A 15,068-nucleotide genomic window follows, 5' to 3' on the forward strand; every position below is an offset into this window, starting at 1 on the left:
CAAGCCTAGCGGGGTGCGGCCTAGAGATTCTTCAGCTCGCTGCCCGGAGTTCCGACATCGGCTGTGGCTTCTGTCTCCGCCGCCTGCTTCGCGGCCCTGCGGTCGCGCCGGCGGTCATTGAGCACGCACAGCCCGATGGCGGCGAAGAACAGCGCAAGCATGGGACCTGCAAGATAGAACATGCTCATGGCGTCCGCTCCGGGAGCTGCCATCGCTGCGAACAGGCATACGAGGAAGACAGTGATGCGCCAGCTCTTGACGAGCTGTTCGCCGCGGAGGATTCCCGCCAGGTTCAATCCAAAAAGGACAACAGGCAGCAAGAAGGCCACACCGAAGGCCAGCAGCAGCCGCAGCACAAACGACAGGTAGACCTGGGCGCTGATGAAGTTGGATCCGCCGGTGGGCGTGAAGTCAGTCAGGACACGGACAGCGTTCGGCAGTACCAGCCATGCGAGGGTGACACCGCCGACGAACAGTGGCACGGCCGCCGCTACAAACGACAACGCGAGCCGGCGTTCCTTTTTGTGGAGGCCAGGCACGATAAAGGCCCACAGCTGGTAGAGCCATACGGGGCTGGCGATGATCAGGCCCAGGAAGACTGACACCTGGATCATGAGGTCGAACGAGCTGGCCACGCCATCAAAGTTGAGGCTCGCCTGGCGGCCCTCATTCCGGTTGAGGTCGTCGATCGGCTTGATCAGGGCCGCAAGCATGGGCTGATAGACCAGGAATCCCGCGACAGTGGCAAGGATTACCGCGATGGCGCATTTGAACAGCCGGTTCCTGAGCTCTTTCAGATGGTCAAGCAGAGCCATCCGTCCCTCAGGATTTGATCGACGACTCATGGTTACTGCCATATTTACTTAGGCGCGGTTGGGCGGCTGGGTTTCATTACCGTCAGACGGATTGCTGTCCGGCGTGGTGGAGCGCGGGTGGTTCACGACGCGGCCTTCAACCGGTCCCGTACCCTCCTGGGTGCCGGCGGCGGTGTCGTCCTTCTTCATTTCGCGGACTTCCGACTTGAAAATCCGCATTGACTGCCCGAGGCTCCGGGCCATGCCGGGAAGCTTCGGTGCAGCGAAAAGCACCAATGCCAGAACGATGATGATGATGAGATGCCAGCCTTCAAGCCTCATGGCGGGTGGTCCTTTCGTTTAAGTACATCCTACGTTTATCCCAATTCGATGTCGCGCAGCCTCTGGGGCTGTCCGCGGCCGGCCTTGCGCCGGATCCGGCGCTGCCGCCGGGCCTCGGCCCGGGAAGCTTTGGATGCGTGGTAATCATGGCGCATCCGGTGCGGTGAGGCAAAGACTGCAGCTCCCGGCGCCAGGTGCGGCCGGAACGCGGCGTCGCCGTCTGGGTCATCCGCGGGGTCGGAGGCACCGGGGTTACCGGGAACGGGGCTGGCGTCCGGCAGATGGCCCAGCTTCTCTCCGGCAGCACCCAGTTCCCGCACGGTCACCATGAATTTCCGGAACAGCCGGATTCCCAGCAACAGATAGAAAAGCAGGGAAAGCGCTATCAGCGCTATCCAGATCAGGATCCATGACCACCAAGGCATGCTGAGTAGTCTATCCGGCGTCCCGGGCCAGGGCTGCTTCGATCCAATCCCGCGAGGCGTCGGCCAGCACCGAAGGCTCCAGAATACGCACCGCCCCGCCATGCTGGGCCACGAACATCGGCAGCCATGCGGTGCTGCCGAACCGGATCTCTGCCACCAGGCCGCCGTCGGGCAAGGCAGCAGTCCGCTCAGCGTAGTAGTCGTCCGCCAGGCCGGCGCCGCGGGCGGTGAGCTGAACGGTCACCAGGGTGTCGTCGTCGTTCGGGGTGAAGAGCTTGGCCGGAAATCCGCCGTCGGGAAGTACCGGCGGTGAGACAGGCTTCCCGGTCGGCTGAAGATCCTCAATACGGTCGAGCCTGAAGTTCCTCACGCCGGCCGCGGAGTGGCAGTAGGCCTCGAAGTACCAGGTGTTGTCCATGGAGTAGAGCCGCAGGGGGTCCACGTCGCGTTCTGAAAGGGAATCCTTCTGGGCAGAGAAGTAGACGAGGTGGAGCTGCTCTCCGGCGGCGATGGCACCGCGGATCGTCTCGAGGCTGGCGGTGTTGGCGGGGCTCACTTCGGGACCGGACAGAGAGGCCGCACGCAGCCCTTCCTCACCGGCGGCCGCCATGAGCTTGAGGGTGACGGACTCTAAGGCCCCACCTTCGGCGACGCCGGGCAGGCCGTTGAGTGTCTCTAGGCCTGTCAGCAGGGCGCAGGCCTCGTCCACCGTGAACCGGACAGGCTTGTTGAGCTCCAGCGACTGGGTGATGAAGACGTGGTCATCCTCCCACTGGATATCCAGGAGCTCATCGGGGTAGCCCTGTGGAAGTCCGGAACAGATGAGGATCAGCAGGTCGGCTTCGAGCTCACGCCGCGTAATTCCGAACCTGTCGGCCACGTCCTGGATGTGGAGTCCCTGGTTGTGGACTAGGAAGGGCACCAGCTGGAGCATGCGCTTCAGCTGGTCCTCCGAGGTCCGTGTGCGGGCCCGCTTTCCTGAGCTGCCGTCCGAGAACATATAGGAGGGCGCAGGCGCGGCCAGGAAGGCAGCGGCGGCCTCAAGCCGGCGCTGCACTGCAGTGGCGAGGTCCTCGGGGGACACCACCCTGGCGTTCGGGCCGTAGGACGCCAGTTCCTCGCCGAGCAGCTCGGCGTCCCGGTACGGGACAGACAGCCGGTCCCACCCGCCGTCGGGGGTTCCGCCGTCGGGAGAATCCAAAACCGGCGCGGCCCGCTTCCGCAGCCCCAGCAGGCGGTCCTTCCGGACGTCGACGACGGCGGACTGGAGCGGGAGCTCGGGGAGGCTGTCCAGTTCGGCCCGGACGTTAAAGCCCGCGGGCGGCGTGAAGGTTTCCTTGGTGAGCACCGAAACTGCCGATGTGAAGCGGGAGAGCCGGAAGAACCGCTGCGCGCCGCGGCCCCGGTCAAAGCCCACCAGGTACCACTGACCGAACCGGCTGCCCAAGCCCCAAGGTTCTACCGTGCGTTCCTCTTCCCTGCCGGTACTGCCGGCCAGGTACCTGAACTGGACGGCATGCTGGCTGTGCATGGCCGCCACGAGGTCCTCGAACGCCTGTCCCGCCGGCTTGATCCGGGGCTGCAGCCCGGCGGGAAGTTCCACGTCGGCAAGGCTGCCGGAAGCCTGCAGCTTGCGCATGGCGTTGGTGGCGGCAGGACCCAGCGCGGCCTGCTCCCACAGCTGGGAGGCCAGCAGCAGCACCGTCCATTCGTCCCGGGTGAGTTCTACGTCCGGAAGGCGGTTCGATTCCTTACCGATCCGGTATCGGGTGGTGGCCGGATCGTCGGAGCTCCAGCCGAGATCGGTGACAGTTTCCACTTCAAAGCCGAAGTCCCGCAGGTCGTTCTTGTCCCGCTCGAACATCCGGCTGAAGGCCGCGTCGCTGGCAGCGGCGTCGTAGATCTTCTCCCGAAGCTCACTGCGGCGCAGCCCGTACCGGGAGTTCAGCAGGGCGATCAGGAGGTTCAGCAGGCGTTCTGTACGTTGTGCGGACACTCTGGTTACGTTACTAAAGCCGGTCTCTGAAAAACGCGAAAGCGCGGCAACACTTCGGAAATTGCCTTCCGATTGTTACCGCGCCTTCAGCTGTGCCCCGGTGCCGGTCAGGGACCAGGGGTGCAGCAGGAAGTGAGTGGGTCAGCGGACGCCAACGAGGTCCACGACGAAGATCAGGGCTTCGTTAGGGCCAATGGCTCCACCGGCGCCGCGGGAGCCGTAGGCCAGCTCGGAAGGGATTTCCAGGCGGCGGCGGCCGCCGACCTTCATGCCGAGGAGACCCTGGTCCCATCCCTGGATGACCTGGCCGACGCCGACGCGGAAGTCCAGCGGAGCGCCGCGGCCCCACGATGCGTCAAACTCTTCGCCGGTGGACCAGGCCACGCCGACGTAGTGGGTGGAGACGGTGTCGCCGGCTTTCGCCTCGGGGCCGTCGCCCTCGATGAGGTCGGTGATGACGAGTTCGGTGGGGACCGGGCCCTCGGGGAAGTCGATTTCGGGCTTCTCGCGGTCAATGTTGCGCTGGCCAAATGACATGGATGCTCCTTCTGTTTGGTAACGGAACTACTGTAAAGAACTTACTTGACGCCGAGGATGTCGACGACAAACACGAGGTCGCCCTTCGCTTCACCCTGGCCCGCATCGCCATAGGCGAGGTCCTTGGGGATGACGAGGAGGACACGGGAGCCGACGGTCTTGCCGGTCAGGCCCTGGGTCCAGCCCTTGATGACGCCGTTCAAGGGGAAGGAAGCCTTCTCCTTGCGGTCGAAGCTTGAATCGAACTTCTTGCCGCTGGCCAGGGCGACACCCACGTAGTTCACGGTCAGCGTGTCCGTGGCCTTCACCTCAGGGCCCTTGCCCTTGATCAGGTCCTGGGCGATGAGCTTCTTGGGGGCGGCGACTCCCTTGACGTCCAGTTCGGGCACGCCGTCCTTCTCCGTGACCTTCGGCAGGCCGGCAGGCGGCGTGACGGCGTCGCCTTCAGGCTTGTCCAGAACCTTCGGCGCGTCCTTGGCGGACACGACCTTGATGATGAGCAGCTGCGACGGCTGGGCCGGGACGCCCTCCGCGGCGGCCTTGCCCGGCGCTACCAGGGCCAGCTGCGAACCGATCTTCGCGCCCACAAAAGCGTTGTAGATGATGGGGCTCTGGGTCTTGAGCTGGTCGTTCAGCTCCACGGGCTGCGGTTCCTTGGGGAAGCCGTCATCAAGGGTGGATCCGTCTTTGCCATTCAGGGCGAGGACGGAAACTTCGGCGATCTGGTTGGCTTTGACCCGGTCCCCGCCGCCTTCGGTCACCACCTTCACCGTGGGCTCGGCGACGTCCAGGGGTTTGGTGAATTCGACTTTGGGAGCCTTCTTGTCTCCGTTTTCAGTCAGCTTCAGGGAGTCCAGCTTTGCTGTCTCACCTGCGGACTGGCTGGTCGGTTCCGGGGCTGCAGGCTCCCCGGCGCAAGCGGTCAGCAGAAGCAGTCCGGGAATGAGAATTGCAAGTAGTCGGCGCACGTAAGAACTTTCGTCGGGGCAAGATGGATGCCGTGCCGGAGCATCGGGTGCCTCCGGCCGAGCACTTCCGGCCGCAAAACGGCCTATTCCAGAGTAACGCCTGAACCTGAATATCAGCCCATAGAGTCCAGAAGAGCATCCACCCGCTCATCGACGCTGCGAAACGGATCCTTGCACAGGATGGTCTGGTGCGCCCGGTCATTTAGCTTCAGGTGAACCCAGTCCACGGTGTAATCGCGACCGAGCTCCTGCGCCCGGCGGACAAAGTCACCGCGCAGTTTCGCCCTCGTGGTCTGCGGCGGGGCATCGACGGCGTCCTTGATTGTGGTTTCCTCAGTGACCCGGCGGACTGCGCCGCGTGACTGCAGGAGGTAGTACAGGCCGCGGCTGCGGGAAATGTCGTGGTAGGTCAGGTCCAGCTGCGCAATGCGCGGCGAGTCGAGCCCCAGGCCGTGGCGGTTCCGGTAACCGTCCATGAGCTTCTTCTTGATCGCCCAGTCGATTTCGGTGTCGATGGTGCTGGTGTCGCCGCTTTCGATGGCCTGCAGGGTCCTCCCCCACAGATCCAGGATCAGCGGGACGTGCGGGTTGTGCGCGCCGTTCTCCTGAACGAAGGCCGTGACCTTGTTCAGGTACTCCTGCTGAATCTCCAAGGCGGTCAGCTGCCGGCCGTTGGCCAGCCGGACCAGTGCGCGGCCGCTCAGGTCATGGGAGATCTCGCGGATGCTGCGGATGGGGTTCTCCATCCGCATGTCCCGCATGATCACGCCGGCCTCGATCATCCGCAGGATCAGGTCAACGGTGCCCACCTTGAGCAGCGCGGTGGTCTCGGACATGTTCGAGTCACCCACGATGACGTGGAGCCGGCGGTAGAACTCGGCATCCGCATGCGGTTCGTCCCGGGTGTTGATGATGGGCCGGGACCTGGTGGTCGCGGAGGAAACGCCCTCCCAGATGTGGTCGGCACGCTGGGAGAAAGCGTACGTGGCGCCGTGCGGTGTCTTCAGGATCTTCCCGGCGCCGGCAATCAGCTGCCGGGTCACCAGGAAGGGGATGAGGATTTCCGCGAGCCGGGTGAACTCCCCGCGGCGGGGAATCAGGTAGTTCTCATGGCTGCCGTAGGAATTGCCCGCAGAATCGGTGTTGTTCTTGAACAGGTACACCGTGCCGTTGAAGCCCTCCGCGGCCAGCCGTGACTGGGCTTCGTCCACGAGGTCATCGAGGATAAGTTCCCCGGCCCGGTCGTGGGCGATCAGCTGCGCGAGGTCGTCGCACTCGGCCGTGGCGTACTCCGGGTGCGAGCCCACGTCGAGGTACAGGCGTGAACCGTTGGTCAGGAAGACGTTCGATGACCGGCCCCAGCTCACCACTTTGCGGAAGAGGTACCGGGCCACCTCCTCGGGCGCCAGCGGGCGTGAATCGGGGCTCGAATAAGAAATGCCGAATTCGGTCTCGATCCCGAAAATCCTCTTGTCCATCTCAGCTCTCCTTAGCCAGCAGGTCCATGACGTCGGTGTCGGACAACCTGCGGAAAGCGCGCCTGGTACCCCGGCTGCTTTCCGATCCCCGGTCGAGCACTGCAACTTCCAGGGCTTTGGCGGGAAGATCGGGGGATTCATCATCCGTCACAAGCCCCTTGACGGCAAGGCGTATTGCGGCGGCGAAGGAAAGGTCGCGCTGCCATCCGGTTTCGACGGCGCCGGAGACTTTGTCGGCCTGCCCGCCCATCACGATGAAACCGTGTTCGTCGGCGATGGAGCCGTCGAACGTGAGCCGGTAGAGATGGTCCCGGTCCTGGGACGGCCCCACCTCCGTAACGGCAAGTTCCACCTCGAAGGGCTTCTGCTCTGCGGTAAAGACGGCGCCGAGGCTCTGGGCATAGACGCTCGCGAGCCCGCGTGCGGTGACGTCCTCCCGGTCGTAGGAGTATCCGCGGACATCCGCGTAGCGCACGCCGGCCTGGCGGAGGCTTTCAAACTCGTTGTACTTGCCCACGGCGGCGAAGGCAATTTTGTCGTAAATCTCGCCGATCTTGTGCAGCGACGGAGAGGGGTTCTCCGCCACCAGGGCGATGCCGTCCTCGCAGCTGATCACCACCACGGACCGTCCGCGGGCGATGCCCTTCCGTGCGAAATCCGCACGGTCCTTCATCAGCTGTTCGGGCGAAACATAAAACTGCTGGGTCATCTCAGGCCTCCCGCCGGGCGGCAGCCCTGGATTCGATGATGTTCCCGGCGATGGTGGCCAGCTCCTGCTCCGGGACGCGCCGGGCGCCCGCGCGGTTGACTCTATAGACCACCGGCCACAGCTGACGGATTGGGTCCGGGCCGCCGGTGGCGGAATCGTCATCGGCGGCGTCGTACAGGGATTCCACCGCCACGGAGACGGCTTCGTCTTCGGTGAGGTTGGGGCGCCACAGCTTCTTCAAAGCGCCGCGGGCGAACATGGAGCCGGAGCCGACAGCGTGATGCTCCTGCTCCTCATAGCGGCCGCCGGTCACGTCGTAGGAAAACAGCCTCCCCACACCCGCCGCGGTGTCGAAGCCTGCAAACAGCGGAACGACGGCCAGCCCCTGCATGGCCATGGGGAGGTTGCCGCGGATCATCGCGCCGAGCCTGTTGGCTTTACCGTCAAGGCTCAGCAGCGTGCCTTCAATTTTTTCGTAGTGCTCCAGCTCGACCTGGAACAGCCGGGTAAGGTCTATCGCGATGCCGGCCGTCCCGGCGATGCCGAGAACAGAGTACTGGTCCGCGGGAAAGACCTTCTCGATGTGCCGGCTGGCAATGATGTTGCCCATGGTGGCGCGGCGGTCACCGGCCATGACGATGCCGCCTGCATACGTCATGGCCACAATCGTGGTGGCGTGCGGCACCTGCAGGTGCGTGCCGGCCGGCTGGCTGTCGGCCGGCGTCCTGTTGTATGGAAGCAGGTCAGGACGGTCGCGTTGGAGATGCTCAGTGAACGACGATGTCGCGTTGGCGGCTACCTTGTTGGCTGTTGTCTCCTGCACTGATGCACTCCTTCAACGTGTAATTCAGCGGCGATCCGGTACCTCTTTGCCTCCGTGCCCGTGCGGGGTAGGGCGCTGCCGGGTTACTGTCCGCCCTTTTGCACGAATGCCCGGACGAACTCCTCGGCGTTGGATTCCAAGACGCCGTCGATTTCGTCCAGAAGGTCATCGACACCCTGCGTGGATTCAGATGCCTGTCCCTCCGCCGGTGCGGGCGGCGCGGGGACCTCTTCTTCAACCTCGCTGTCGCGTGGCTGCGGCTGCTGCTGCTCCTGCCCTGCCATGTTCATCTCCTTCTGTCAGTCCTGCCGGTTCCGGCAGGACATCCTGTATGCCCATATTGCCACGCCAAGGGGTTCTTCGGGGGTCTTTATGCCGGTGGCGGAGCAGGTGTTGATCCGAGCAGTTCGGCGAGGAACGGACCCGCCTCGCGGTGCCGCGCAAACAACGGGCCGGTGAGGGCTTTTGTGCCCCGCAGCGGCTCCCTGGTGGGCACCCGCTGCAGCCTTCCGTAGCCGGGAACATCGAAAATGACAGAGTCCCAGCTCGCCCCGACCACGTCCTTGCTGAAGCTGCTCACGCAGCGCCCGCGGAAGTAGGCTCTGGTGTCCGACGGCGGTTCCGTCACCGCGGCGGCGATGTCGGCGTCGTTCACTATGCGCTGCATGCGCTCCCGCGAGAGCAGGCGGTAGTAGAGCCCTTTTTCCGGCCGGATGTCGGCCCATTGCAGGTCCACGAGCCCAAGGCGGGCGTCGCCCCAGTCGAGGCCGTCGCGCTGCCTGTAGCCCTCAAGGATGGAGAGCTTGGCAAGCCACTCAACGGACGAGGCCGCGGCGGCGCGGTCGCTGTCCAGCTGGGTCAGGGTGCTGGCCCACCGCTCGAGCACGGCATGCGTGTGGCCGTCCCCGTCCACGACGTCGGCGACGCCGGTGTCCTGGGCGAGCTTGGCTGCGGCCTCGTGGTACATCCACTGGACGTCCAAGGCCGTCACCCGGCGGCCGTCCGCCAGCCGGATTTTCGCCGTCAGCGACGTGTCATGGCTGATGCTTTGCAGCGCCGCTACAGGCTCGTGGACCTCAATCCGCGGCGCCAGTCCCGCCTCGATGAGGCTCAGCACCATGGCGGTGGTTCCGAACTTGAGGTAGTTGGAGGCCTGGCTCAGGTTCGCGTCGCCGATGATCACATGGAGCCTGCGGTACTTGTCCGCCGTGGCGTGCGGCTCATCGCGGGTGTTGATGATGGGGCGGCGGATGGTGGTTTCGAGGCCGACCTCGGCCTCGAAGAAGTCCGCGCGCTGGCTGATCTGGAAGCCGGGGCGCGAGCTGTCCTGGCCAATCCCCACGCGGCCGGAGCCGCAGATGATCTGGCGTGTCACGAAGAACGGTGTCAGCCCGCGGACAATGTCGCTGAAAGGGACGGACCGCGGCATCAGGTAGTTCTCGTGCGACCCGTAGGAGACCGCCTTGTTGTCCGTGTTGTTCTTGTAGAGATTGATGGGCGGGAGCTCGGGATCCCCTGCCAGCCGCCGGACGGCCGCCAGCGCCACGAGGTCGCCGGCAGTGTCCCAGACCACCGCGTCGGACGGGTTGGTCACTTCGGGGCTGGAGTATTCCGGATGAGCGTGGTCGACGTACAGCCTCGCGCCGTTGCCCAGGACCATGTTCATCAGCAGCGAGCCCGACTCGTCCTCACCCTCCAGCTCCAGCTCTTCACGCCCATAGGCGAGGGCGACGGCCTCGGCGTCGAGCACCGGGGGCTGGTCGGTGAGCTGGCTCGGGTGGGCCTGTCCGCGTTCAAGCGTCCAGCCGCGGGCGTCATGCAGCGGTTCCTCGTCCGTGTAGTCCCACCGCGTTTCTGCACCCCCGGCTGCGCGCAGCCGAGTGACCTGGGCGTAGGCCTGCACCACCCGGGCGGACATCATGGTGGCATTGGCGCCCGGGGCGGACGGGGCGTGGATTCCGTATTCGGTTTCCGATCCCATGACCCGCATGGCGCCGCCCGGGGGGAGAGCTCCCCCGGGCGCCACCTCGGAGCCCGGGGTCACAGGTACTGGCCCGTGTTAGGCATCGTCTCGATTGACTTGCCTGGCTCCTGCCCAGCCTTGCCTTGGACGATGGTGCGGATGTAAGTGATGCGTTCGCCCTTCTTGCCGGAGATGCGTGCCCAGTCATCGGGGTTCGTGGTGTTCGGCATGTCCTCATGCTCGCGGAACTCGTCCACCACAGCCCTGAGCAGGTGATCGATGCGCAGGCCCTTCTGGTGTGTCATCAGCAGGTCCTTGATCGCGTATTTCTTCGCGCGGTCAACGACGTTCTGCACCACGGCGCCGGAGTTGAAGTCCTTGAAGTACAGCATTTCCGTGTCACCGTTCGCGTAGGTGACCTCGAGGTACTCATTGGACTTCTCCGTGGAGTACATGGCCTCCACGGTGCGCTGGATCATGGCGTCCACCGTCTCCTGGACGTCCCCGTCATGCTCGACGAGGTCATCCTCATGGAACGGAAGATCCGTGGTGATGTACTTCCTGAAGATGTCGGCCGCCGCCTCGGCGTCCGGGCGCTGGATCTTGACTTTCACGTCAAGGCGTCCCGGCCGGAGGATGGCGGGGTCGATCATGTCTTCGCGGTTGGAGGCGCCGATGACGATCACGTTGTCCAGCCGCTCCACGCCGTCGATCTCGCTGAGCAGCTGCGGCACGATGGTTGTCTCGACGTCGGAGGAGATGCCCGTGCCGCGTGTCCTGAACAGGGAATCCATCTCGTCGAAGAACACGACCACCGGGCTGCCGTCCGAGGCCTTCTCGCGTGCCCGGGAGAAGATGAGGCGGATGTGGCGCTCGGTCTCGCCGACGTACTTGTCGAGCAGTTCGGGGCCCTTGATGTTGAGGAAGTAGCTCTTCAGGTCGATGTTGCCCGAGCGCTCCGCGGCGCGGGCTGCAAGGGAGTTGGCCACCGCCTTGGCGATCAGGGTCTTGCCGCAGCCGGGAGGGCCGTAAAGCAGGATGCCCTTGGGTGCCTTGAGGCCGTGTTCGCGGTACAGGTCCGGGTGCAGGAAGGGCAGTTCGATGGCGTCCCGGATCTGCTCGATCTGGGGTCCCAGGCCGCCGATGTCCTCGTACGTGATGTCCGGGACTTCCTCGAGGACCAGGTTCTCCACCTCGGACCGCGGGACTTTCTCCAGGGCGTAACCGGTCCGGGAATCGATGGACAGGGCGTCGCCCACCCGCAGCTTCTCGGACAGCAGTGGTCCGGCCAGCCGGATGACGCGTTCCTCATCGGCACGGCCGAGGACGAGGGCGCGGTCGGGGCCAAGCAATTCCTTGAGCGTCACAAGCTCGCCGGCCCGCTCGTAGCCGAGGCCGGCCACGACGAGGAGGGCTTCGTTGAGGAGCACCTCCTGGCCGACCGCCAGCTGGTTGATGTTTACGAGCGGGCTGATGCCCACCCGCATCTTCCGCCCGGCGTTGAAAATGTCGGCCGATTCTTCGGTGGCGGCCTGCCCGCTGCTCCCTGAGGTGGGTTGCCGCCGCGGGTTCAGCTGGAGGATCGTGCCGAAGCTGTACGGCGGCTGGCCCTCCTGGTCGAGGGCGTTTTTCAGCCTGAGGATTTCGGCCTTGGCCGTTTCGAGCATCGCCACGAGCTTGGAATTGTTCTGTGTGGCAGCGGCCAGCTGGCGGTCGATATGCCGCAGCTTATCCCGAAGGATGTTGACCTGCCGGTCTGCAACAGACAGCTCATTGGCTGCCGACTGCTCGGCCGGAGTAGGCACGGAGTCATTGTTTGGCGTCTCCATGATGCATCAGCCCCTTCCTGCGCTTCTGTTAAGACCATAGCCCCAACTTGGCAGGTACTGCTGAAGACATCCGAAATACGGACTAGTTTGTGATCTCCGGGTCATCCCTGACGTTGGTTCCCGCAATCGCGTCGCGGGCTGCCCTCCGCAGTTTCTTGTCCGACACTGTCCGTTCACCCACCGCGCCCGGAGTCCAGGCGTTCACGTCCTCCTCGTTGAAGTCGGTTTTGGAGGGCCGGCGCTTGACCGAGATGCCCGTGACACCGGCCGCCAGCCGCCGCGTCACCAGCAGGAAGCCGGTGTGGGCCACCATCCGGTGGTCCGGGCGCACGGCAAGGCCTTCCAGGTGCCAGCCGCGGACAAGGGACTCCCAGGCGTCAGGTTCGGTGAACCGGCCGTCGGCGCGGATGGCCTCGGCGGTGCGTGAGAGCTGGGTGACGGTGGCTACGTAGTTGATCCAGACACCGCCGGGCGCAAGGACGGTGGCGACGGCATCGAGGCATTCCCAGGGAGCCAGCATGTCCAGGACCACGCGGTCGATGGATCCGGGCTCTTCGCTGCGGACCACCTCATCCTGGAAGTCGCCCAGCGAGATCTTCCAGGCGGGGTGCGCTCCGCCAAAAATCGTCTCAACGTTGCCGCGCGCAATGGCAGCGAATTCCTCGCGGCGCTCGAAGGAGTGCAGGTAGCCCTGGTCCCCCACTGCGCGGAGCAGCGAAATGGAAAGCGCACCCGAACCGACGCCGGCCTCCACGACTCTGGCTCCGGGGAAGATGTCGGCCATGGTGACGATCTGCGCGGCGTCCTTTGGGTAGACAACGGCCGCGCCGCGGGGCATGGAGAGGACAAAGTCGGAGAGCAGCGGGCGCAGGGTCTGGTACTGCTGCCCCACGTTGTTCACCACAACGGAACCGTCCACCTTACCGATGATGTCGTCGTGGTTAAGGAAGCCGCGATGCGTGTGAAAGGCCCCGCCGGCCTCAAGGCTGATCGTATTCATGCGGCCGCGCTCGTCGGTCAGCTGCACCCGCTCGCCCTCGCGGAAGGGTCCCCTGCGCCGCGCCGCGCCGACCGGCTGATCCGTGACGGCTGCAGTGCCGTGTGCCGTGACGGAAGGGTCCGTGCTGGTCCCGATGGCGGCAGATTCGCTGCTCATGAATGTTCCTCGCTCCTGTAAAGCTGTGACGTCGTGCTGCATGGCGGCCCGGACAGGCTCGCGCTGGGACCCGTCCGCCGATTTCACGACCGGCAGGTAACTCTACCGGTTCTGGCCCTGGGGACGCCTGTTTTCCCGCGGCGCCTTGCCTGTAATGACTGTCACCACAGCGGATTGCCGCAGCAGGCCGGTCACACGTCCGTTGTGGTCGATCACCGCGTAATCCTGGCCCTCCAGCTGGGATAGATACTGGAGCAGTTCCTGGCCCTTCGCCCATTCCGGCACGTAGGCGCCGGCACCGAGGGCACGGGCAACGGCAGTTGCCGGCGTCGCGGCTGCCACGGGAGCAGGAACTGCTGCCAGCGCGGAGGCTTCAACCACGCTTGCCGGCCTGCCGTCGGGCCCGCACAGCACGACGGCGGCCCCTCCGCCAGCGGCGGCTTGCAGGACTTCGGCGACGGTTGCCGTTTCAGCGATGCCGACGGCGGGCTCCGCAAGTGCCGCCGCGCTCACCAGATGGAGCCGGCTGCGCAGCCTGCCCTGCTGGATTGACGCCGAGGCGCCCATCCACAGGAATCCGCAGACCAGGACGGTGATAAGCAGCATGCTGGTGTCCGGGCGGCCGCCGGCCAGCAGCGGGCGGACGACGAACCACAGGACCAGGGCAGCGACAATGATGCGTCCGCCCCAGCCGGCTGCAATGGTGCCCTTGGCGTGGCTGCCGGTTGCCTTCCAGACGGCTGATTCAACCAGCCGTCCGCCGTCGAGCGGCAGCCCCGGCAATACATTGAAGATGCCGATCACGAGGTTGGCCCAGAAGAAGATGTTGGTCAGGGTGTCCGCGACGCCCGTTGGGCTGGCGGCGGAAATCACCAGCCACGTGGCCCCGGCAAGCACGAAGTTGGCCGCCGGGCCGGCAAGGGCCACCACAAGAGATCGCCCCGGGGTGGCGGTGAAGCTTTCAAACTGGGTGTGGCCGCCCCACAGGTTGAGGACGATCTTTTCGCTGGGCCAGCCATACATCTTGGCCGTCAGGGCATGGGCGAGTTCATGGACCAGTACCGAAAGGGCCAGCAGCAGCGCGTAAGCGAAGGCCACGTAGTACGCCGCCACACCGAGGGACGGGTCATTGATCTGCAGGATCGGCCCGTAGGCGACAACCGTGAAGGCAGCAATGATGAACCAGGAGTAGGCAAGGATGACCGGGACCCCGGCAATCCTGCCCAGGGGGATGCCTTCGCGGCGGCTGCTGCCGGTCTCAGTTGGCATTGTCCAGCACCGTTGCGGCGGCGAGGCCGTGGCGGGCGGCAACAAGATCCTGCAGGTCCGAAACGCTGCGGCCTTCAAGGGTGTCCCAGAGGGCCCGGCGCGGGTCCTCGGGCAGCGCCACGATGTGGGGAATGGCGACGGTGACGGCGCCTGAGGCGACGGCCGCGGCGACGCCGGGCGCTGAGTCCTCAAGGGCCACACAGTTGTCCACGGTGAGCTCCGGGTCTTCCCGCCTGAGCATTTCCACCGCCTTGAGGTAGGCCTCCGGGTCGGGTTTGCCCTTGGTGACGGTGTCGCCCGTGACGAGGAATTCAAAGTACGGCTTGGGCAGGCTCGCCACGACTTCCCGCGCAAGGGGGGTCTCGGACATGGTCACAAGTGCACAACGCACGCCGGCGTTGAAAAGTTCGTCGAGCAGTTCACGGGCGCCCGGCCGCCAAGGGACGTTCTGCCGCACCCGGCTGATGACCTGGGCCGTCAGCGTGTCGATGATCTCGCGGGCTTCCAGTTTCACTCCTGCGCCCTGGAGGATGCCGGCCGAAAAGACGAGGGACTGGCCCACCAGCTGCATGGCCTGCTCATGGGACCAGGTGCCGCCGTGCGCGGCCACGAGCTCGTGCTCCGCCTCGATCCAGTAAGGTTCGGTGTCCACTATGGTGCCGTCCATGTCCCACAAAGCGGCTTTGAGCAGGGGCTGGGCAGCTGAAGTTTGCATGCCTTCCAGTCTACGGGCCGATTTTCGCGCGCCTTTCCGGAGCCCGCCGCGTACGCCGTTGGCG

15 protein-coding genes are annotated in these 15,068 nt (G+C 65.1%); all 15 read right to left on the reverse strand.

Translation table 11 applies throughout. From position 1 onward, the window contains the following. Positions 1 to 20: 20 nt before the first annotated feature. On the reverse strand, positions 21 to 815 hold the full coding sequence (tatC, locus tag ACIP9X_RS17535) for a twin-arginine translocase subunit TatC (RefSeq protein WP_400481110.1): 795 nt from the start codon (positions 813 to 815) through the stop codon (positions 21 to 23). Positions 816 to 863: 48 nt separating this feature from the next. After that, on the reverse strand, positions 864 to 1,136 hold the full coding sequence (tatA, locus tag ACIP9X_RS17540; protein WP_400481034.1) for a Sec-independent protein translocase subunit TatA: 273 nt from the start codon (positions 1,134 to 1,136) through the stop codon (positions 864 to 866). 35 nt (positions 1,137 to 1,171) lie between these two features. Then, positions 1,172 to 1,561: a hypothetical protein gene (locus tag ACIP9X_RS17545; protein WP_400481035.1), complete on the reverse strand. Its 390-nt coding sequence runs from the start codon at positions 1,559 to 1,561 to the stop codon at positions 1,172 to 1,174. Positions 1,562 to 1,571: 10 nt separating this feature from the next. Then, complete coding sequence (locus ACIP9X_RS17550) at positions 1,572 to 3,557, reverse strand: helix-turn-helix transcriptional regulator (RefSeq protein ID WP_400481036.1); 1,986 nt, start codon at positions 3,555 to 3,557, stop codon at positions 1,572 to 1,574. 141 nt (positions 3,558 to 3,698) lie between these two features. Beyond that, on the reverse strand, positions 3,699 to 4,094 hold the full coding sequence (locus ACIP9X_RS17555; RefSeq protein ID WP_400481037.1) for an FKBP-type peptidyl-prolyl cis-trans isomerase: 396 nt from the start codon (positions 4,092 to 4,094) through the stop codon (positions 3,699 to 3,701). Between the two features lie 41 nt (positions 4,095 to 4,135). Continuing rightward, positions 4,136 to 5,062: an FKBP-type peptidyl-prolyl cis-trans isomerase gene (locus ACIP9X_RS17560; RefSeq protein WP_400481038.1), complete on the reverse strand. Its 927-nt coding sequence runs from the start codon at positions 5,060 to 5,062 to the stop codon at positions 4,136 to 4,138. A 113-nt stretch (positions 5,063 to 5,175) separates the two neighbouring features. Next, positions 5,176 to 6,540: a Pup--protein ligase gene (gene pafA / locus ACIP9X_RS17565; protein ID WP_400481039.1), complete on the reverse strand. Its 1,365-nt coding sequence runs from the start codon at positions 6,538 to 6,540 to the stop codon at positions 5,176 to 5,178. Between the two features lies 1 nt (position 6,541). After that, entirely contained in the window at positions 6,542 to 7,249 is a 708-nt protein-coding gene (gene prcA, locus ACIP9X_RS17570; RefSeq protein WP_400481040.1) for a proteasome subunit alpha, read from the reverse strand. A gap of 1 nt (position 7,250) precedes the next feature. After that, positions 7,251 to 8,072: a proteasome subunit beta gene (gene prcB, locus ACIP9X_RS17575; RefSeq protein WP_400481041.1), complete on the reverse strand. Its 822-nt coding sequence runs from the start codon at positions 8,070 to 8,072 to the stop codon at positions 7,251 to 7,253. Positions 8,073 to 8,155: 83 nt separating this feature from the next. Beyond that, complete coding sequence (locus ACIP9X_RS17580) at positions 8,156 to 8,356, reverse strand: ubiquitin-like protein Pup (protein WP_400481042.1); 201 nt, start codon at positions 8,354 to 8,356, stop codon at positions 8,156 to 8,158. An 86-nt stretch (positions 8,357 to 8,442) separates the two neighbouring features. After that, entirely contained in the window at positions 8,443 to 10,062 is a 1,620-nt protein-coding gene (gene dop, locus ACIP9X_RS17585) for a depupylase/deamidase Dop (RefSeq protein WP_400481043.1), read from the reverse strand. Between the two features lie 50 nt (positions 10,063 to 10,112). Further along, entirely contained in the window at positions 10,113 to 11,864 is a 1,752-nt protein-coding gene (arc, locus tag ACIP9X_RS17590) for a proteasome ATPase (RefSeq protein WP_400481044.1), read from the reverse strand. Between the two features lie 82 nt (positions 11,865 to 11,946). Then, positions 11,947 to 13,020 (reverse strand): tRNA (adenine-N1)-methyltransferase, encoded by a 1,074-nt coding sequence (locus ACIP9X_RS17595; protein ID WP_400481045.1) that lies wholly within the window; start codon positions 13,018 to 13,020, stop codon positions 11,947 to 11,949. A 102-nt stretch (positions 13,021 to 13,122) separates the two neighbouring features. Beyond that, entirely contained in the window at positions 13,123 to 14,289 is a 1,167-nt protein-coding gene (locus tag ACIP9X_RS17600; RefSeq protein WP_400481046.1) for a site-2 protease family protein, read from the reverse strand. Further along, on the reverse strand, positions 14,279 to 15,004 hold the full coding sequence (locus ACIP9X_RS17605; protein ID WP_400481047.1) for an HAD family hydrolase: 726 nt from the start codon (positions 15,002 to 15,004) through the stop codon (positions 14,279 to 14,281). Before ACIP9X_RS17605 ends, ACIP9X_RS17600 begins: the two co-directional genes overlap by 11 nt. Positions 15,005 to 15,068 lie beyond the last annotated feature (64 nt).

The sequence above is a fragment of the Arthrobacter sp. NPDC093125 genome (assembly GCF_044754225.1).
GTDB lineage: Bacteria > Actinomycetota > Actinomycetes > Actinomycetales > Micrococcaceae > Arthrobacter.